Origin of the sequence: Chitinophaga niastensis (assembly GCF_003014755.1) — a bacterium.
GTDB lineage: Bacteria > Bacteroidota > Bacteroidia > Chitinophagales > Chitinophagaceae > Chitinophaga > Chitinophaga niastensis.
Map to the genome: position 1 here is coordinate 1,685,795 of NZ_PYAW01000001.1, position 20,742 is coordinate 1,706,536.

A 20,742-nucleotide genomic window follows, 5' to 3' on the forward strand; every position below is an offset into this window, starting at 1 on the left:
TAATAAGCCCCGTTGAAGCAGTGTCCTGCTCCTACGGGGCTTATATAATTTCGGGAAGATAAATTTATTTCATCTCCACATTCCACACTTTCAGATTATCTATTTCTCCTTTAAATCCGTTTTCCTGATCACCAATTATCTGTAGCGGAAATACCAGTGTTTGTATTTTGGCAATACTATCTTTTGTATTGGGGAAAGAAATTTTGGTTCCCTGCAAACGTTCAATCAACTTACCATTTACATATAATGCAGTGCCCAGATTATTGCCTGTAATGGCAATGTGTGTCCATGTTTCAGCCGGTACGACATAGTTAAAATGATAATGATAAGCTTCTCTTGTAAAACCTAACTTTCCTGTTTGCTGCTGCAATAAAGTAACGGTGGCATTAGGTGATGAAAAGATCACTGCATTGGGTTTGTTATCGGCAGCAGGTTTGATATCAAATTGTACGGTATAATTATATCCGATTTCTGTGAGTGGTGTAGTAATAAAGCTGTTATTACCTTTCAGCTGTAAAGTTTTAGCAGCAGTGATGCGTACGTTTTCTTCCCGTTGTACATTTCTCTTATTACCACTCTTGTCTGTAATTTTTTCTGCTGAAAAATCGTACGCTAATACTACGGAATCTGTACCTGTTACTTTAGCGCGCATATTCAGACCTGGCCCTTCTCCAATATTTTCACTTCCTTTTAAGAAGCGGAAGTAATCACTTTGCGCCGTATGGCCGTTCCACATTTTTTCTGCCAGCGTTTGCATGGCTGGAAACACGCGGTCATGTACATCTTTTTCAGTAATACCATTACCTACATGATCATTCCATACAGCAAATGAGCCACCTCGGATTTGCGGATGCCCCATAGGAAATACCACATTGCCTATCATGTTTGGTTCCCATTTCTGATACAGGTTATCGGTATCCAGGTAGTCCCAGTAATAGCCGGCAGCGGGTACAATATAAAGTTCTCCATCTGGTGTGCTGATAAGGTCATAGCCCAGGCGCATCATTTCTTTTGGATCTGCATAACCGTTATACCAGGCATTCATGGTTACACCGGCTGATTTCACCGGCGTTTTCCCTTGTGCATGTGTGAGTGAGCCCCACATGCGTACCTTTTTGCCAAAACTTTCTACATAACGGATATAATGGTCCGCAAATGTCCTGAATTTCTCCGATTCTTTCTTTGCGTACTCATCTGTCCCGATGTGTACTTCGTCGCCTTTAAACACCGGATCCGGGCCTTGCAGGTACTCTTTAAATACATTGTCCACCATGGCGTAGGAGGCGCTGTCTAAATTGAGGTGATCGCGGCCGTATTTCAGACTTGCGGTTTGTGGTACCGCTTTGGTGAATGCCAGGGAATGCGCAGGAATATCAATTTCCGGAATAATGGTTACAGCGTAGTTACCGGCCAGTTGTTGTAATGCAATAAATTCTTTTTTTGTGTAGGAACCATCTTTGGCTGTTAAACCGGGATAGGTATCATTTTCTAAGCGGAAAGCGGAATAGGTGCTGTCCCAGTTATTACCAAAGAATTTTTCAAAACCGTTATCGTTGAGATGAATATGAAAATCATTCATCTTGTAGTACGACATAAATTTTACATAGTGCCGCAGGAATTCCAATGTGAAAAATTTTCTGCCTACATCCAATACAAAGCCACGTACAGCATATTTAGGATAATCACGTGTAATACCTTGTGGAATGGTTTGATGCTGCTTATCCTGTTCAAGTATCTGTAATATAGTTCTGGTAGCCCAAAATGCGCCACGGGGTTGTATTGCATCAATATTAATATACCCGCCGATCTTCATCAGGTATCCTTCTTCCCCTAAACTTTTATCGGTAGGTTGTAAGGTGAAATAAATATCTCCTTTTGCAGGCTTACCTTTTCTGATTGTATAATTATTTTTTCCGGTGAGTGTGCGGAGATCATGCAGGAAGGTGGTAGCAATAGGAAGTAACTGTAATGCATATACGGGATCTATTACAATCCCTGCTTTATCGGGTAACATAAAATTTCCTTTTTCGCCGTACCATTCGCGTAGCGCAGGAATTACAAATGGTGCAGGATTACCGGCATTATTCATTGCATATTTGCCGGGCACTGTTACATTTATATTTGGTACATCCATTACTGCGCTGTCCTGCGTACGTTGTAAAACAAAATATAAACTCACCGCTGCATCCGTTAATGGTGTGCTGATGTGGCCTTCGCGGTCAATTACCGGTAGCCGGTCAGTGCCCCTGAGCAGTAATTTATAACCTGGAGGTGCAGTGGGTGGTGTAATTTGTTGCGCATCTTTTTTGATGGCCGGCATAGGTGCTATTGCTGCTATTGCTTTTGCAAAGGCCACTGAATCTGCAGATTGTTGAGCAGATAGGTGTTGGGCATGCAAAAAAGCAGTTGCTGCCAAGACACTACTGATGATATATTTCATTGTTCACTTTATTTATGGAAAACCCTTCGTGCAATATGCGCGAAGGGTTTTCATTATAACTACTAAAATAGATATTGAGTAGCAGTTTACCAAGGTTTATGCTGCGTCATGTTTTTGTTTTGTAATTCATCTTTTGGAATGGGCAGTAAATGCTAATCTGTTGTAAATGTCCCTGGCGCCTGTTTACAGGCATAAGACGACTTAATAATACAGTTGCGATAAAATATTTGTTTCATCGTATGACTTAGGTTTTAGCCCCATATACTCTGTATACTGTGTAAGGGTAAGCAATGGTTTCAGCTTTATCTGTAATCCATGCTGCATGCTGTTTAATTTGGTATTGTAGGCAGCTAAATTACTTTGCTGTAATGGCTGTACAATTAATTTTTGTTTTAAATAGTTAGTGACAATAGTAAGCAATTTAGGTTTCTGTGCATTTGTCAGAAAAAGCGACTTATCCAGTTTGCTTACGATGGAATTGGCTGTACCCTCAACATTCATGGTGGGTGCCTGAAACAGGGTGTTTGCAGGTAACATGGAGGCAAAGGCTGTATAGCAACAAGTGCACAACAGCATGAAGCCTGAGATGATCAGTTTTTTCATGTACAGCGTGGATTGGATTTTGGTCAATTACTATTTTAAATATACTAAATAGTTGTTATTGCATCACCATTTTTATGTAGCGTACCTGTGTATTTCCTTCTTCATCAATTGTAATATATTCAGACAGTACCGTTTTGTTGTTAATCCAGTGGATCATACCGGGGCCCCAGTCTTCCAGGTTATTTTCACCGATGGGTTTAATATCATTATTATTCACAGAAAACAGCTGGAATCCGTTTGGATCAAAGGCTGCCACGAGGTCCATAGACGCGCAGAGGATATATTTTTTATCAGGGGAGATGGCAGGAGCAGACCATGTCATCAATGTATCCCCATTTTGTGGATTTATCAGCTGATAGCCACTACCTTCATAATAACTGATGATGGCGCCTTTTCGCTTAATGGTAGGGTAGTTGGCAGCGTAAGCGTAGCCAATATAGTTGTCGTCATTGAAATTGTTGGTAAATACCCGTTGTTTACCATTTCCCAGCTGAAAGGTTAGTTTATCACCGTTGCGTTTCACCAGCGTATCTTTTTTCAATGCATCTGCTTCACTGGAATCTGTTGGTGTAAGCGGGTATTTATCAAAATCAGCTTTCTCAATAAAATACACGAAGAATGTTTTATCGCCTATTTGAACGGTATCTTCCGGGGTCTTATTAATGGCAGGAGGAGTGGAATCCTTTGCTGTAGCCACTGTAGCAGGTTTGTTATTGCATCCCCATATCAGGAGGGCACTTGCACACAGCAGGAACAATATTTTATTCGTCATCTTTATTGGCATTTAAGTGTACAAATGTAAGTATTTAGAATTTCAGGAGAGGATTAACCGGATAATCTTTCTCCGTCTGCTTTTGTTAGTGTAAAGTAGAATATATACCCGGTAATGAGGCCACTAAAAAATCCTGACAGATGTGCTGCATTGTCAACACCAGGTGAAAATAGTGCGGTTATTATATTTAATCCTATAAACAGACTTATATATACGAGGAAAGTTTTGCGGGCTTCCCTATGGAACAGGGGAGTGGTGAGCAGGGCCAGAAACACGCCGTAAATGCCAAAGATGGCACCGGAAGCACCTACACCTACTGCACTTTTATGATACCAGATGCTTGCATAGTCTGCTATGATGCCCGTAATAATGTAAGCAGTACTGTATTTAACACTGCGTAATACCGGTTCCAGGAACATACCAGCTATAAATAATCCCAGCATATTGGTAATAATATGCCATAATCCGGCATGCAGAAACATACTGGTAAAGAGTCTCCAATACTCTTGCTGCTGCACGGTCAGTGGCCAGTAATTAGCGCCCAGGTGTAGCAGCTGCAAACCATTGCCCCACCATATATCCATACCCGTTAGTGCGGTGAACAGAAACACCAGTAGATTTAAACCGATCAGCAATAAGGTAACCGGCATTGCTTTAAGTCGGGCTGTGATTTCCATCTCCTAAAAGTTAGTGAAAAATCACCAATAACTTTACTCATACCGGTAATCGAGCACAAATTGTGTATCAGATCCCAATTTGGTATAGCCTTCACTGTGCAGGTGTACATTTGCCTTTGACGGAAAACCGTTACCATTATAGGCGTAGGAATATTGGACAGTAGTATACCGTTCATATTCCTGGAAATGTTGCTTGAAAATTGATTTTTCTTTTTCTTTAATCTTAATGAGAAACGGATTGTTGGCGCTGTAATGCATCAATATTTGTGATAAACTGCCGAAAGGTGAAATGTGGTCTACGGGTGATATGCCACCGCACATCAGGAGCTGATTTACCATGGGACGCAATGGATTAATAGAATCATCCCATTCATAATTGGTAGTCCGGAAAGTGATGAGGGTATCTTTGTAATTTCCTGAGGAAGTATCTACACAAATATCTTTCCGGTTAGGGGTACCGGTATTATAATTCCAGCTGATGGCTTTTGTGGAGTCAGAGTATTTCATCACAGCGGGCAGCCCTTTTTTCCAGCGTATCCGGGCAATGCGGGTAGGTTTTTGCGCATCATCAAAATATTGTATTGCTGCAATATTGCCATCTTCATCCCAGGATTTTACGGTAGCACTTTCATACACCCTGGTGGTGTTGATCTCCCGGGTAGATGTTACCATACCTGTGAGCCTGTTGGAACTATCGTAAGAGAAGACGGTTACATTGGTATCGGCTGGCCAGTTATGTTTTACCACCTCCACGAGGTTGCCGGCGATATTATAGCGGAAGCTGTATTGCGGAATAGTATCCCCGTGAATGCCGATACTTGTCAGGCGCGGGATAGTGCTTTTGCATCTGTTGGTACTACAGGCGGAAACGAACACTGTAATGAGCAAACAATAAATAACATTTTTCATACTCATGGCGGAATAAGGGTATGAAAATACTAATAAGATTTGAGTTTTTCGCTGGTGGTGTGACTAAGATTCCGGAAAGAAGAAATGATGTGGTTTTTGAGGCTGTTGTTGGTATGGAGGATGATGGAACAATAGATGTCCATGTCTGCAGCCTGAATAGATTCATTATATTTCTCTATATAATCTACTTTCAGGTAATTATACCATTGTTCAAATATTCTCATTCTACCTTTTTGCCTGGTGTCAGCACTGTCACAAACGAAAAAAAGAATTTTCTCTGGCTGTGCAGAAAGATAATCAATTATAATATTGGAAATAGTTATTCTCACCCTAGTATCAAAGGGTGTTTTCATTAAAGGATTAGATACAATATCAAAACCGAAAGTAGATACATCTCCTGAAAATTCAGGGAAATCATCAAAATATAATGAGTCATCCAGTAGATACACATTGTATATAACGCCGGATGTGGTTGTGAAAAAGTAGCCCCCTTCTTGTAATTGGGATATGTTATAGGAATTTAACAAACTTGAACCCTTTAGCCTCTAATTCAGATAGCTTTCCACCTTTTGAAAGATGTTCATGAATCACCTTTTTGTCCTCAATCATTTTTTTGAGAACAGTGATGATCCTGGGTTCAGGTTTTGATATGTTTTTTTCTGGTTTCATTGTTATTACATTACAAATATAACCAAATATACCAGCTTCCTCATCTCCGTTTGTTAATCAAATTCAAACGCTCTCATTCTGACACAAAAAAAAATCCCGGACTGATTCAGTCCGGGAAGTTCTTTTTCCAACAAAGTTGGAATATTACTCAGCTACTACTTCAAATTCCAGTTCGGTTTCGTTGCCTTTACCGAAATCGAGGCGAGCTTTGTATGTACCCAATTCTTTTACATCATCCAGGATGTGGATGCGGCGACGGTCAATTTCGTAACCTTTCTGTTCTTTAATTGCACGTGCAATCTGAACACCGGTTACGCTACCGAAGATCTTACCGGATGTACCGGTTTTAGCGCCAATTTTAACAGGAGAAGCTTTCAGCACTTCAACCACTTTCGCAATTTCTGCCAGCAGTTTCTCTTCTTTAACTTTCTGCACCTTCAGGCGTTCCTGCAGTTGCTTCATGTTAGAAGGGCTTGCTTCCACTGCAAATTTCTGAGGAATCAGAAAATTCCTGGCGTAACCATTTTTTACGTTAACCAGTTCATTCTTCTGACCCAGGTTATCTACGTCTTGTATTAAGATAATTTGCATAACTTCTTACTTTAAAAGGTCAGTAACATAAGGCAATAAAGCCATTTGACGAGCTTTCTTAATAGCCTGGGCTACTTTACGCTGAAATTTCAGGGAGTTACCCGTAATACGACGTGGCAACATCTTGCCTTGATCGTTCAAAAATTTCTTCAAAAACTCCGCGTCTTTGTAATCTACATACCTGATGCCCATTTTCTTAAAACGACAGTATTTCTTCTGGCGTTTCTCGGTTTTTACGGCCGTTAAGTATTTGATTTCTTGTTTCGGTTTAACTGCCATAATTTTAAGCTTCAGTGGTTTTAGATTCAGCATTTACGCCATGTCTCTTGCGGCCGTTGTACGTTACAGCATGCTTATCCAGCGCAGTAACCATGTGGCGTAATACATTTTCATCGCGATTAAGCTGGATTTTCAGCTTCTCATTGAGGTCGGATGGCGCATTGTACTCCAGAACAACATACATTCCTGTAGTTTTCTTCCGGATAGGATACGCCAGTGATCTTAATCCCCAGGGATTTTCGTGCGTGATTTCTCCGCCGTTATCTTTAATGATATCAGCGAATTTCTTTTGGGCGGCTTTGTAGTCGTCCTCAGAAAGCACAGGGGTAAAGATCACCATCAATTCGTAGTTCATAATTCCCTGTTTTAAATGGTTTAATTAAAAAATTAGGACCGCAAAGATACAGAACTATTCTGTATTTCCACGTGAAACCGACCTAAATCCTTAAATATATTGCCTTTTATATGGATTAATGTGTATGATATTATTAATCAGAGAGATATAATATAAAAAGCCGTCCCGGTTTCTCCAGGACGGCGTCTCGTTGCATGGTTTTTTCAAAAAGATCAGTGGTTAACGAGAATCTTGCTAACCTGCACCTGCTCGCCCGACTGCACTCTCAGGAAATAAACACCTGCCGGCAGGTTATCTATATCAATTGCCCTGTAATTTCTACCCTTCACCAGGTCTGTTCTACCCTGGAAGCGTATACGCCCCTGTAAATCGATCAACTGCACACTGGCCGGTCCACTCCTGGTCCAATCCAGCCAGTATTGTAACTGGTGGCCAAATATACACCATAAAAGTTTCAGCCAAAGATCTTTATCTGTCAAAAATACAGTTTTACCAGGGCTGTATTTAATGCTGCTATCCAGCCCAACCAGCTTCAACCGGTACTGTACAAACCCCGGCCATGGCTTTTCATCATATGCCAGATAGCTGGAAGCTATGCTGGTACTACCATGAGCTGCTATTGTATCTACCGGCTCAAAAGTGCGGAAATTACGGGAACGCTCTATCACAAAGTAGGCACTGTTGATCTCGTATGGCGTATTCCAGGTAAGCAATACCTTACTACCATCGGCTTTGGCATTGAAACCCTGCAACGGTAAAGGATTCCCCAATATCTGCAGGTTGTAGCAACTCATTACCGGGTAGTGGTCCGTAGTGGTGGTGCCATAGCTGCTCACCAGTTTCTCTACCTGTGTTTGTATCCTCGCAGAAGCGGGCACATAAGCCACGCCCACTTCATTGGAAGCAATTACATTGTCGATAACAGAAGGGAAACTGATCGTAGAACGCTGACCTGTCAGGCTCAATGGCAAAGTCAGTGGCTTATAATCTGCACTGTCATTCATAAAATCTATGTAGGAGGTAGTCGTATCCGGCGCCAGTTCCGTGGTAATGGTTTTGGATAGATCATCATTAAAATCTCCCAACATAATAATATTACTGTAGTGATATTGTAGATCCAGCGTGTCTTTCAGCTCTTTTAAACCGTTCTTTCGCCGGTTCCAGGAAGTGATCTTATCAGATTTGGTACCGGTATTGGCTTTTGCATGTAACAGTACAAACTGTATACGTGCGGAGTCATTATCCAGTTTGGCGGTAGCTTCCATCAGGTATGGGAAGCGGCCGGACGACCAGTTGTAATAAGCCGTACTGCTGCCTCCCTGCCGAAGTACACCATAGGTCCGGATCTTCCGGATCACAGACGTTTTGTATACAAAAGCCAGCTTCTGTGCACTTACATAATCCACATCGGTTAAGCTGTCTGCATATGAGCCAAAGTCCGACAATACATAGCTGTAGCCAGGCAGCTGGTTCACCACTGCGCGGAAACGTGCAGTATCCACCACTTCTGCCAGCGCAAATATATCTGCATCCAGCTTTTGGAGTATGGTGGTTACATTGGCCTGTTGCAGGCTGTCATTGGCGGGGTTTTGAACAGGACTCCCAAACCATTCAATATTCCAGTTCACCACCTTTAAAGAACGAAGGGAAGTACCTGTCAGCAGGATATGATTATCCATGAAGCCCGGTGCGCTAAAAGTCAGGGCGCCATTATATGCCTGATTGGCGGCCGTAGGGCCAAATTTTACCCATACCTCCAGCGGACCTGCATTTATTGCTGTCTGCGTAAAAATTGCCTGGCTGCCAAAACTGCTGTTGTCACCTGATACCTGGAAACCTGCCGGAGCATTGATTTTCAGGTCACCGGTGAAATCATTGGCCCAGAAAGTAATGCTTTGTGCAGTGGATAATTGGCCGGATTTTACATAATCAAAGTCCAGCGAAGCAGGACTGCTGCTCAATGTAGGCGCCGGTGCAGCTGTAGTGTCCATTATTCTGAAGTCATCAACGGTCCAGCGGGCGGCTTGTACTGCCGGACCAGATGTATACACAAAGGCTATATACACGCTGGTTTGTTTGCAGGACGTAAGATTAATACCGGAAGATAATTTCCAGGCGTCACTGCCCGTATCCGGAAAACGACCGTTGAGCGTGGTCCAGGTAGCCAGCCGCGGATCTCCGCTGCCGCTATAATTGGTGGATACGCGCAAAGCGAGCCCGGGACCGGCAAAGGCAGTGCGACTGCTAAAATGCAGCAACGGGAACTGTAAACCAGTCAGGTCAAAAGCGGGAGAGATCAGCCAGTCCTCATTTTCAACGGCTCCGCCACTGTAACCGTTTATCTGTACGCCATTGCTGTTATTTTGTCCGAAGGTGGTACAACCCCATAATTGTGCACCACTTACACTATACTGCGTGAAACCACTACTCAGCTGGCTACTGCCACTAGGGGTGCAGTCGTTGAAGTTATAGTTCAGTTCCTGGCTGCCGGTGGTAAAGCTCCATTGCGTACTATCAGCAATACCTCCAAAAGCGTTATCTGACAAGTCTTTCACTACACCGCTATCTGCTGTAATGTAATAATGTTGATGGGGCTTCCCTATCTTTTTAATAGTAAGTGTATTATTACTGATCACCACTGCCGGGTTGTTTACAGCGAAGCTGTCAGTTATACCGGTGCTGCTGTTATGAAGCAGTATATAACCATTACCCGCCTGTATATTTTCGCTGAAGGTGGCTACCAGCGGTGTTACAGGAGATACATCCGTAGTGCTGTTGACAGGAAATAGGTTGCTGATAACCGGGGGCGTTACATCTCCTCCCGATCCACCTGCCTGTATGTTATCAATGGCAAAGCCGGGTCTGGAGCCACCACCGCCAATCTGCCTGCTTACCCACCGCAGTTGTACCCGTAATTGATTATTACAGGCTGCGGGTAACGGGGTAGATTTATTTACAACGTTCTGTGGAAGCGTAATACCGGAGGCAGTTTGTGTGGTAGTATTATTTTGGTATTCCGTTCCGCTGATGTTGGTGAAACTACCGGTGTCGCCTATACGATACTGCAATATTACTTCATTGATCCGTGTGTTGGATGCACCATCATAAGGATTCCTGATTGTCATCACATCGAAGCTGACAGTCACGTTATTTTGTCCGCTTGTATTGAGCGCCACTACCAATGCATTATCTACGGTACCGGTGTTTAAAAAACCGAGCTTACCGGTGTAGTTGTAAACACCATTACCAGTAGCAGATGCGCTACCACTGGCAATCAGGGGTTTATCGCCGGAAGCCGCTGCAGTATTGAAGTTGCCGGAGGGAGCGCCGGAGAGTAACCATCCTTGCCATCCATCAGGAAAAGCAGTGGAAGTAGCGGGCAACGCATCAAAGTTTTGCTGATAGGGTAGTAGTTGTGCGGCGGGATTAGTTTGTGCTGCTACAGTGCCGCAAGCTATCAGATAAAGAAATAAAATAGCGCGTAAAGGCTTGTTCATAGACTGATTTTATGTGAGGGGGGATACAGAATTTAGGTAGATATAAATCTACTGAATTACAATCGATCTTATTAATTTTAATATGATTTTTTTGTTAATTTGAGACGTATACTAATATTAGTTTAAAACAAAATATTATTATAACAGTTTAAGCGGTAATTTTATATTTCATATTTTTAAAAGTCGTGTCTTGTCATCTTGTCAGCTATAACCCTACTGGCACACACTTTGAAAAAAGTACACGAAAAAAATCAGATAACCAATGCAAAAAGGCGCAATACGTGTTCAGACAGAGAACATATTTCCTATTATCAAAAAGTTCCTGTATTCAGATCATGAAATCTTTATCCGTGAGCTGGTAAGTAATGCCGTGGATGCTACACAGAAGCTGAAAACATTAGTTAGTGTAGGAGAATTCAAAGGCGAACTGGGTGATATAGCGATTGATGTAAGACTGGATAAAGAGAAAAAGACCATCACCATTGCTGATCATGGCGTGGGTATGACGGCGGAAGAAGTGGATAAATACATTAATCAGGTAGCTTTTTCAGGCGCAGAAGAATTCCTGAAAAAATATAAAGGACAGGAAAACGGTACCAACATCATCGGGCATTTTGGTCTTGGTTTCTATTCTTCTTTTATGGTGAGCAGCAAAGTAGAAATCTTCTCAAAATCCTGGAAAGAGGATGCAGCTGCTGTTCGCTGGGAATGTGATGGTAGTCCGGAATACGAACTGGAGGAAGTAAGCAAGGAAGACAGAGGCACTGAAATCGTGATGCATATCAACGAAGAAAGTGAAGAATTCCTGGATGAAGGCCGCATCCGTTCTATCCTCGAAAAATTCTGTAAGTTCCTGCCTGTACCGGTTACATTTGAAGGTAATCAGATCAACAATACTAACCCGGCATGGACTAAAAAGCCGAGCGAGTTAACTACAGAAGACTATCAGAATTTTTACAAAGAATTATATCCTTTTGCAGAAGCGCCATTATTCTGGATTCACCTGAATGTGGATTATCCTTTCAGCCTCACAGGTATCCTGTATTTTCCGAAGATCAACAAGAGTTACGAAATGCAGAAGGATAAGATCAATCTGTATTCCAACCAGGTATACGTAACAGATGAAGTAAAGGACATTGTTCCGGAATTCCTGATGTTACTGCATGGTGTGATCGATAGCCCGGATATTCCGCTCAACGTAAGCCGCAGCTATCTGCAGGGCGATCCGAATGTGAAAAAAATCAATGCGCATATCACTAAAAAAGTAGCGGATAAACTGGATGAAATATTCCGCAATGACCGTAAAGCTTTTGAAGAGAAATGGGATTCCATCGGACTGTTTGTGAAGTACGGTATGATGACCGACGACAAGTTCATGGAGAAGGCCAACAAATTCCTGCTAATGGAAGATGTAGACGGAGGTAAATTTTATACACAGGAAGAATACCGCGTCGAGGCTGCAGCACTGCAAACCAATAAGGAAGAGAAGCTGGTGATCTTGTATGCTACCAATCCGGTACAGCAGGATAGTTATGTACAGGCTGCCAAAAATAAAGGATACAAAGTAGTGAAGATGGAAACGCTGGTAGATGCAGCTTTCATCAATAATATCGAAATAAAATGGGATAAGGTTTCCTTCACCCGTGTAGATGCAGACATTGCCGATAACCTGATAGATAAGGATGAAAATGCTACTACTGTATTATCACAGGAGCAGGAAGGCACACTGAAGGAATTATTTGGCGCACAGGTTAATCAACCTAATATTAAGGTAGAGATGAAAGGCCTGAGTGCAGATGCACAGCCAGTAATTGTTACCCGTCCGGAACTCATGCGTCGTATGAAAGATATGGCTGCTATGGGTGGGGGTGGTGGCATGAACTGGTACGCTGGTTTGCCTGATGAAATTAATATGACAGTAAATGCCAATCATCCGGTGTATGTGCAGATACTGAAAGAAAATGATAACACATTGCAACAAAAGCAGATAAAGAATCTGGCAGATCTGGCATTGTTATCCCAGAATCTGTTGACTGGTGCGGATCTTACAGCATTTGTAAACAGAAGTGTGGAATTGATGGGCGAAAAAAAATAGTATAGCTATACAATAAAAAAAAGTATTTCATTTCCGGTTTTTAGTTTTTATTTGCAGCTACCCCACAAACTGCAACATTGAAATAAAGCAGGAGAAAAATATTGTAAAACCTATCCCCCGGCCATATACCGGGGGATTTTTAGTTTATAGCTGTTATATGAAAAAAAGAGTAATTAAAATTTTAAGCCATGTCTTTGTGTTGAGTGCGCTCACACTTTTTGCCTGTTCTAAAAAGGAAACAACTACACCGGTTGAAACAAAGCCCCCGGTCACTACACCACCTGTTATACCGCCACCGGTGGGCGATTCTTTTGCGCGGCAAACACCAGGTATTACTGCTCAAAAAATAGCTATCAAAGGGGGGAATATCAGTGATTACCTGTTGTACGTTCCTGATGGATACAATGAAAAGAAAGATTACAAATGGCCTGTTGTAATTTTCCTACACGGTCTTGGTGAAATTGGGAATAATATCAATGTACTCAGGAATGTTGGACTGGTTAAGGTTGTTAGCGGAAAACCCTTTGTAATGGTAGCACCGCAATGTTTGAGCGGCTGGTGGAATACAGAATACCTGGAGGCAGTTTATAAAGAAGTGATCAATAAATATCATGTGGATCCCAGCCGCGTATACCTGACTGGTTTAAGCATGGGAGGATTTGGTACATGGGACTGGAGTTCCGCTCACCCTGAAAGATTTGCTGCTATTGTTCCTATTTGCGGTGGTGGTAATGTAAATACAATGGTGAAGCTTAAAACGATGTCGGTGTGGGTGTTCCATTGTACGGATGATCCTACTGTAAATGTGACTAATTCCCGTACACTGGTAAAGGCTTTAAAGGATATGGGAGGCAATGTGCAGTACACTGAATATCCTACTGGTGGCCATGATGCCTGGACGCGTACTTATGCCAATGCAGAGGTATATACGTGGATGTTAAAACAACATAAATAAAGCTTTTAGCTAAAAGCTAATGTCTAACGGCTAACGGCTCTTACGTCAATTACTTTCAGTTGCAGGGTAGTCTGGCCATTCCATTCATTTTCATCGATAGTAAAAACCATATCAAATGGTTTTTTGCTGGTCACGATCGGAAATTTTTCAGCCATGTAAAAGCCGATACCGGACATGGTTGGCCCGGACCTGCCCTGTTTAACTGAAAACTTGATGTGATCATCTTTTACGATGCGGGAAAACCCGTTGTCAGTGAGGTTTCTGGCGAGAAAAACAGGACGAAGGTTTTCTGGTCCCAGTGGTTCAAATTGTTTCAGGATATTGTAGAAGGCAGCCGTGATATCTGAAAAGTGAATTTCTGAATCAATTACTATTTCAGGTACCAGTTGATCCGGATGTATTGTTCTGGCTACCACTTCTTCAAAGCGTTCCTGGAATGCTTTCACATTTTCAGTTTTCAGTGTCATGCCGGCAGCATAAAAGTGTCCTCCATAATTTTCCAGGAGGTCTTTGCACTGATGGATAGCTTCGTACACGTTAAATCCCATTACAGAACGTGCGGATCCTGCTACTTTATCATTTGATTGCGTTAGAATGATGGTTGGGCGATAATAGTGTTTATCTATCAGTCTGGACGCTACAATGCCCACAACACCTTTGTGCCAGTGCGCCTGGTATAGTACGGTGGATTTTCTGTCCGCTATGTTGACATCATTTTGCAGGAGCTGTATGGCTTCCTGCGTGATGGTACTGTCAATTTCTTTTCTGTCGAAGTTATCAGCATGCAATACTTCCGCAATAGCTGCGGCTTTCTCTACATCATGTTCAATGAAAAGATTCACTGCTTTTCTGGCATCATCCATTCTGCCGGCAGCATTTACACGAGGTGCAATTACAAATACCAGGTTGGCGATAGTGAGCTGTTCTTTTAAAGCGCTGAGTGTAATCAATGCTTTGATGCCAGGTAATGGGTCTTCATTTACTTTTATCAAACCGTGAAAGGCCAGTATCCGGTTTTCGCCGGTCATTGGTACAATGTCAGCTGCAATACTGGTAGCTACCAGGTCCAGGAATTTGTTGGCTTCTTTTTGTGGAAGACCTCTTTTTTGTGCAAAAGCGCAGATGAGCTTGTAGCCTATGCCGCAGCCACTCAGTTCTTTATAAGGATAAGGGCAATCGTATTGTTTTGGATTCAGGATAGCCACAGCAGGTGGTAATTCTGTATCCGGTAGATGGTGGTCACAGATGATGAAGTCTATTCCCAATTCTTTTGCATGGGTAATATGTTCTATAGATTTTATACCACAGTCCAGTGCTATTACCAGGCTAAAATCATTTGCGCGGGCATATTCGATGCCTTGTACAGAAATGCCGTATCCTTCGCGGTAACGATGGGGAATATAGAACTCAATATTACTGTAGAGGTTATGTAGAAAAGCGTACACAGTAGCTACCGCGGTGGTACCATCCACATCATAGTCGCCATATATCAGTATTTTTTCATGTTGAAAAAAAGCCAGTTCTATACGGGAGATAGCCTTGTCCATGTCTTTCATCTGCCAGGGATCATGCAGATCAGCAAGGGTGGGGCGAAAAAACTGCCGGGCAGCCTCAAAGTTGGTAACATTACGTTGTACCAGCAGTCGGCATAACAGCGGATGTATACGCAATGATGACTGTAGTAACTGTTCCTGATTTGGTTGATATGCTTTTACTGTCCAGCGTTTTTGCATTATATTTTCAGGTAAATTTAAAAGGCGAAAAAGCAGAAAGCTTTCTGCTTTTTCGCCTTCTGCATTTTACATTTATTATTTTACATTTTATATTTTTTTCTTTCTAAAACGTTCTGTCAGTCGTAAACCGCACCAGCGATTCCAGCCCGTTTCTGATAGCATTTTCCGGGAAACTGTTCAGGATTGCCAATGCTTCGTCGCGGTATTCAAACATTTTTTGTTGGGTGTAGTCAATTCCTCCGGAAGCCTTTACTAAATTGATCACTTCTTCCACCCGGTCTTTTTCTGTATTATGATTTTTTACAATATTAATAATTTTTCTCCGGGTTTCTGCAGAGGCATGTTCCAGTGTATAAATAAGTGGCAGGGTCATTTTTTTCTCACGGATATCTATGCCGGTTGGTTTGCCGATTTTAGCAGCCCCGTAATCGAACAGGTCATCTTTGATTTGAAAGGCCACGCCTACTTTTTCACCGAAAAGGCGCATTTGTTCCGTAGTATGTTCATCATTGCTGGAGCTCCATGCGCCTGCGGCGCAGGCAGAAGCGAGTAAGGAGGCTGTTTTGCGACGGATAATTTCAAAGTAGATATCTTCTTTGATATTCAGCTTACGGGTTTTTTCGATCTGCAGTAGTTCTCCCTCACTCATTTCCTTTACCGCTTCGGATAATATCTGTAAAGTCCGGAAGTCATTATTATTAAGTGATAGCAGTAATCCTTTGGACAATAGATAATCGCCTACGAGTACGGCTATTTTGTTTTTCCATAATGCATTAATAGAAAACAGGCCACGGCGTTGGTTGGCATCATCCACTACATCATCATGCACCAGGGTAGCAGTATGCAATAGTTCTACCAGTGCAGCAGCGCGGTAAGTGCTTTCCTGGATGTTGTCACTGAAAAGTTTAGCTGATAACAAAACAAACATGGGCCTGATCTGCTTCCCTTTGCGCTTCACAATATAATGCATGATCCTATCCAGCAGAGGCACATGACTTTTTACTGAATCCGCAAACTTACTTTCAAAATCCTGTAATTCTTTACCTATCAGGTGTTTAATATCGTCCATGTATTAAATAAAAAAGGATTGCTAAGCTAGGTTTTAAATACCACATTTTAACATTTTGGCCTCTAATTTGTATAAGGAGTATAACATTCCTTTAACAAGAGTTAAGGATTCCATTAACATGACATATACAGATCTTTAACTTAACTGTAATTAAGGTATATAAATAGTTTCATTTAAGCTCTAATATTGAGGGACTTATCAATGAAAATAATATTGCAAGAAAAATTTGTATATTCATTTATGATATTTACCTTTGCTAGGTAAAAAACGGGTTATTAGTAAATTTTTAACAGTTTTTAATAAAAAAAACAATTATGGCAAGCAAAAAGTACTTATTACTGGCAGGCGCTGTGGGTTTACTAGCAGCATCTTCTAGTTTTGCACAGGTTCAACCAACCGGCTACGATGCTCTGGATTCATCCAAAGTGTCTAGCAAGCGTATGGTACAACAAAATAACTTCACGAACCACCAATCAAATTTCCCGGCGAAACCGAGAGATATGTGGGAACTGGGTTTAAGTGGTGGTTTACACCTGATCGACGGAACCGTTCCTGCTCAACCAGGTTTCGGTGGTGGTATCTCCCTGAGAAAAGCACTGGGTCATACCTTCTCCTTGAGAGCTGAGTACATCGGTTCCATTGATAAAGGACAGGACTACAAGCTGCGCCCTAATATGCCAGCAGGTGGTATCAATCCATGGGCTAAAACAGCTGCTTTAAACCATGGTATGATTGTACCTAACTACAAATCACAGAATCATCAACTGTCTTTGGACGTTATTGCTTCTTTGAGCAACATCCTGTTCTACAGAGCAGAACCTAAAACTAACTGGTACTTACTGGCTGGTTACTCAATTGTAATGGCTGATGTAGATGTTGATGCATTGGATGCTAACGGTAATGGTTACGATTATTCTTCCATTAACTTTAACGCTAAACGCAGCGACATCAGAAAACAACTGAACAACCTGAGAGATAAGAAGTATGAGCAAAATGCTCCTTCTCAGGGTAACAGAGTTTCTATCGGTCGTCACAAAGACAACCAACTGATCCGTCACGCACTGGATCTCGGTACTGGTGTAGCTTTCAAAGTTTCTAAAAGATTCAATATCGGTCTGGAAGAAAAAATTACTATGCCTTTCGATGCTTACCTGGACGGATATCCTGGCCCTGGTGGATCATCTAAAGATTTCTACTCTTACACCAGCGTTCGTCTGAACTTCAACCTGGGTAACCCTGCTAAACGCGTACAGCCATTATGGTGGATCAACCCACTGGAATATGCTTACAGCGAGCTGAGCAACCCACGTCACATGAAACTGCCAACTCCAATTCTGCCTGATGCTGATGGTGATGGTGTTACTGACCAGTTTGATCGCGAGCCTAACACACCAGCAGGTGCTCCTGTTGATTCTCACGGTGTAGCGAAAGATACTGATGGTGATGGTGTTCCTGATTACAAAGACAAACAACTGATCACGCCTACTTATTGCCAACCAGTTGATGCTGATGGCGTTGGTAAATGCCCGGATCCAGAATGCTGCAAGAACATCAAGCCTGAAGCAACTTGCTCCAGCCTGGTTCTGCCTAGCTGTTCTTTCAAAGGCAGCTCTACCAAAGTTGGTAAAGATCAGGAAGCTATCCTGGCTTCTGTTGCAGCTACCATGAAATCTAATCCTTCCTGCAACGTACTGGTTACCGGTCACGCAGGTGCGAAAGGTAAGAAAGGTGGTGTTGATCTGAGCAGCCGTCGTGTTGATTCAGTTATCGACTACTTGGCTGACAAACAAGGAATCGACCGCGGTCGTTTCATCAAACAAAACACTCCTGGTGAGTCTGGCACTGTTGATTTAGCTCCTGCTAACTAATCAGTATCACTCATTGAGATGATAATTAAGAGTCCTCTCCCGTTCATTCGGGAGAGGATTTTTTATATATGGAAAATGACTCCATTACGAATTATTGTTGGAGTCTCAATATTTACCCCTAATTTTGAAGGCTTTTTTAACCAACTTATTATTACGTGGGAATAAACATTAACAAGGTATCCCTGGCAGGTCTGGTAGTAGCGCTCGGCATTATCTACGGCGACATCGGAACCTCTCCGCTATATGTTTTCAAGGCCATCGTAGGCGGCAACCCCATTAGCGATCTACTGGTTATTGGTGGTATTTCCTGTATCATATGGACGTTAACTCTACAAACCACTGTTAAATACGTGATTTTAACCCTTCGGGCAGACAATAAAGGGGAAGGAGGTATCTTTTCCCTGTACGCACTCGTACGTCGCCACGCCAGATGGGCCGTTGTTTTCGGCATGATCGGCGGTGCAGCCTTACTGGCAGATGGTATTATCACACCACCTATTACTGTAACTTCCGCCATCGAAGGTTTACGTACCCTGGGAGTGTTTAAAGACCTTGGGCAGATGACCATCGTAAAAATAGTACTGACCATTATTACCGGCCTGTTTGTAATGCAACAGTTTGGTACAGTATCCATCGGGCGCATGTTTGGGCCTATCATGGTGCTATGGTTCTCTATGCTGGGCATCCTCGGTATTTCACACATTGCTGATGACCTTAGCATTTTTAAAGCATTCAGTCCACATTACGCTATTGAACTCTTAACTACTTACCCAAAAGGATTCCTGATCCTGGGAGCGGTATTTTTGTGTACTACGGGGGCTGAGGCACTCTATTCTGACCTCGGTCACTGCGGTAGGGGTAACATCAGGATATCCTGGATATTCGTTAAATCCTGCCTTATTTTGAACTATCTGGGGCAAGGTGCCTGGTTGCTCACTCAAAAAGGACAAATCTTACCAAAAGATCAAAATCCATTCTTTACCATTATGCCGGAATGGTTTATCATTTTTGGTGTATTGATAGCTACACTGGCCTCTGTAATTGCCAGTCAGGCGCTAATATCCGGTTCGTTTACGCTCATCGCAGAAGCTATGCGCCTGAACCTGTGGCCTAAGATGCGTGTGAATTATCCGACAGAAATGCGTGGACAGCTATACATTCCCGGACTTAACACCATGTTGTTTGTAGGATGTTCTGCCATCGTGCTCTTCTTCCAGGAATCGTCGAATATGGAAGCAGCCTATGGATTGTCTATCACTATCTGTATGCTTATGACCTCGTGTTTGTTTGCCTTCTATTTATATACCAAGCGGGTATGGATAGGGTGGATCTTACTTTACCTGGTCGTCTATTTCACGATAGAGTTCTCCTTCCTCTTTGCCAATATGGTGAAATTTATGCACGGCGGTTATGTAACTGTGATTGTGGCAGGTGCCCTTTTCATTGTGATGATCGTTTGGTTTAAATCCCGGAAGATCAAAAACCGCTATGTGGAATTTGTGCGCCTGGAAGATTATTTGCCCATCATACAGGAACTGAGTAATGATACCACTATTCCTAAATATGCTACCCACCTGGTGTATATGAGTAGTGCAGATAACCCAAAAGAAATAGAACATAAGATCATCTATTCTATTCTTAATAAAAAACCAAAACGTGCGGATATCTACTGGTTTGTGCACGTAGATGTGGTAGATGAACCTTATCTGAGTGAATATTCTGTACAAACAATTATCCCTAACGAAGTGATACGTGTTGAGTTCCGTCTTGGTTTCAGAGTGGAACAACGCATTAACCTGATGTTCAGAATGGTAGTGGAAGATATGGTACGCAACAAGGAAGTGAATATTACCAGCCGTTACGAATCGTTGAGTAAAAATAATGTGGTAGGTGATTTCCAGTTTATTGTAATGGAAAAATTCCTGTCACATGATAATGACCTGCCTTTATATGAGCGCATGATCATGAAGATGTATTTCTTCCTGAAAAAAGTGAGCTTGTCAGAAGAAAGAGGTTTCGGGCTGGATTCCAGCTATGTGACTATTGAGAAATATCCGCTGGTAGTGGCACCTGTGACTAATTTGCAGTTGAAAAGAATAGTACGTTAATTTAGATACACCACATTTTTTTGGGATTTTCAGATTTGTTTTCAAATCTGAAAATCCCATTTTTTTTATAGATATTTAGGTTTAAGACTTTTCAGATCGGATATAACATCTGAAAAATCTTC

General features: G+C 42.2%; 17 protein-coding genes. 4 read left to right on the forward strand and 13 right to left on the reverse strand.

Features of this window, described 5'->3' with window-relative positions:
- Positions 1-64: 64 nt before the first annotated feature.
- The 11 genes from CLV51_RS07080 to CLV51_RS07125 all read right to left on the reverse strand — a co-directional run bounded on the left by CLV51_RS07080 (position 65) and on the right by CLV51_RS07125 (position 10,792).
- Positions 65-2,440 carry a family 20 glycosylhydrolase gene (locus tag CLV51_RS07080; protein WP_211301945.1) on the reverse strand — a complete coding sequence of 792 codons (2,376 nt, stop codon included), beginning with the start codon at positions 2,438-2,440 and terminating at the stop codon, positions 65-67.
- Positions 2,441-2,641: 201 nt separating this feature from the next.
- Positions 2,642-3,043, reverse strand: a complete 402-nt coding sequence (locus tag CLV51_RS07085) for a hypothetical protein (protein WP_106527270.1) — start codon at positions 3,041-3,043, stop codon at positions 2,642-2,644.
- Positions 3,044-3,098: 55 nt separating this feature from the next.
- The gene (locus CLV51_RS07090; RefSeq protein ID WP_106527271.1) at positions 3,099-3,815 is read right to left on the reverse strand and encodes a hypothetical protein; all 717 of its coding nucleotides are present in this window, start codon (positions 3,813-3,815) and stop codon (positions 3,099-3,101) included.
- 53 nt (positions 3,816-3,868) lie between these two features.
- The gene (locus CLV51_RS07095) at positions 3,869-4,492 is read right to left on the reverse strand and encodes a rhomboid family intramembrane serine protease (RefSeq protein WP_106527272.1); all 624 of its coding nucleotides are present in this window, start codon (positions 4,490-4,492) and stop codon (positions 3,869-3,871) included.
- Between the two features lie 33 nt (positions 4,493-4,525).
- A complete protein-coding gene (locus CLV51_RS07100) occupies positions 4,526-5,401 on the reverse strand; it encodes a hypothetical protein (RefSeq protein WP_146151238.1) in 876 nt (291 codons plus the stop codon).
- 29 nt (positions 5,402-5,430) lie between these two features.
- The gene (locus tag CLV51_RS29585) at positions 5,431-5,754 is read right to left on the reverse strand and encodes a DUF6169 family protein (protein ID WP_245898667.1); all 324 of its coding nucleotides are present in this window, start codon (positions 5,752-5,754) and stop codon (positions 5,431-5,433) included.
- Positions 5,755-5,911: 157 nt separating this feature from the next.
- On the reverse strand, positions 5,912-6,070 hold the full coding sequence (locus CLV51_RS29035) for a hypothetical protein (RefSeq protein ID WP_158266943.1): 159 nt from the start codon (positions 6,068-6,070) through the stop codon (positions 5,912-5,914).
- Between the two features lie 144 nt (positions 6,071-6,214).
- Positions 6,215-6,661, reverse strand: coding sequence for a 50S ribosomal protein L9 (gene rplI / locus CLV51_RS07110; RefSeq protein WP_106527275.1), 447 nt, complete (start codon positions 6,659-6,661; stop codon positions 6,215-6,217).
- A gap of 6 nt (positions 6,662-6,667) precedes the next feature.
- Positions 6,668-6,940: a 30S ribosomal protein S18 gene (rpsR, locus tag CLV51_RS07115; RefSeq protein WP_106527276.1), complete on the reverse strand. Its 273-nt coding sequence runs from the start codon at positions 6,938-6,940 to the stop codon at positions 6,668-6,670.
- A 4-nt stretch (positions 6,941-6,944) separates the two neighbouring features.
- Positions 6,945-7,295 (reverse strand): 30S ribosomal protein S6, encoded by a 351-nt coding sequence (gene rpsF, locus CLV51_RS07120; RefSeq protein ID WP_245898643.1) that lies wholly within the window; start codon positions 7,293-7,295, stop codon positions 6,945-6,947.
- A gap of 212 nt (positions 7,296-7,507) precedes the next feature.
- Positions 7,508-10,792 carry a T9SS-dependent choice-of-anchor J family protein gene (locus CLV51_RS07125; RefSeq protein WP_106527278.1) on the reverse strand — a complete coding sequence of 1,095 codons (3,285 nt, stop codon included), beginning with the start codon at positions 10,790-10,792 and terminating at the stop codon, positions 7,508-7,510.
- Positions 10,793-11,054: 262 nt separating this feature from the next.
- Between CLV51_RS07125 and htpG the strand changes: the two genes are divergently transcribed.
- A complete protein-coding gene (htpG, locus tag CLV51_RS07130) occupies positions 11,055-12,887 on the forward strand; it encodes a molecular chaperone HtpG (protein ID WP_106527279.1) in 1,833 nt (610 codons plus the stop codon).
- A 157-nt stretch (positions 12,888-13,044) separates the two neighbouring features.
- On the forward strand, positions 13,045-13,842 hold the full coding sequence (locus CLV51_RS07135) for a carboxylesterase family protein (protein WP_106527280.1): 798 nt from the start codon (positions 13,045-13,047) through the stop codon (positions 13,840-13,842).
- A gap of 23 nt (positions 13,843-13,865) precedes the next feature.
- Here CLV51_RS07135 and recJ read toward each other — a convergent pair whose 3' ends face one another.
- Both recJ and CLV51_RS07145 read right to left on the reverse strand, forming a co-directional pair.
- Complete coding sequence (gene recJ, locus CLV51_RS07140) at positions 13,866-15,575, reverse strand: single-stranded-DNA-specific exonuclease RecJ (RefSeq protein WP_106527281.1); 1,710 nt, start codon at positions 15,573-15,575, stop codon at positions 13,866-13,868.
- A gap of 103 nt (positions 15,576-15,678) precedes the next feature.
- Positions 15,679-16,644: a polyprenyl synthetase family protein gene (locus tag CLV51_RS07145; RefSeq protein ID WP_106527282.1), complete on the reverse strand. Its 966-nt coding sequence runs from the start codon at positions 16,642-16,644 to the stop codon at positions 15,679-15,681.
- A 314-nt stretch (positions 16,645-16,958) separates the two neighbouring features.
- Between CLV51_RS07145 and CLV51_RS07150 the strand changes: the two genes are divergently transcribed.
- Together CLV51_RS07150 and CLV51_RS07155 are read left to right on the forward strand one after the other, a co-directional pair.
- Positions 16,959-18,512, forward strand: a complete 1,554-nt coding sequence (locus CLV51_RS07150; protein ID WP_106527283.1) for an OmpA family protein — start codon at positions 16,959-16,961, stop codon at positions 18,510-18,512.
- Between the two features lie 155 nt (positions 18,513-18,667).
- Complete coding sequence (locus tag CLV51_RS07155; RefSeq protein ID WP_106527284.1) at positions 18,668-20,620, forward strand: KUP/HAK/KT family potassium transporter; 1,953 nt, start codon at positions 18,668-18,670, stop codon at positions 20,618-20,620.
- The last annotated feature ends 122 nt before the right edge of the window (positions 20,621-20,742 follow it).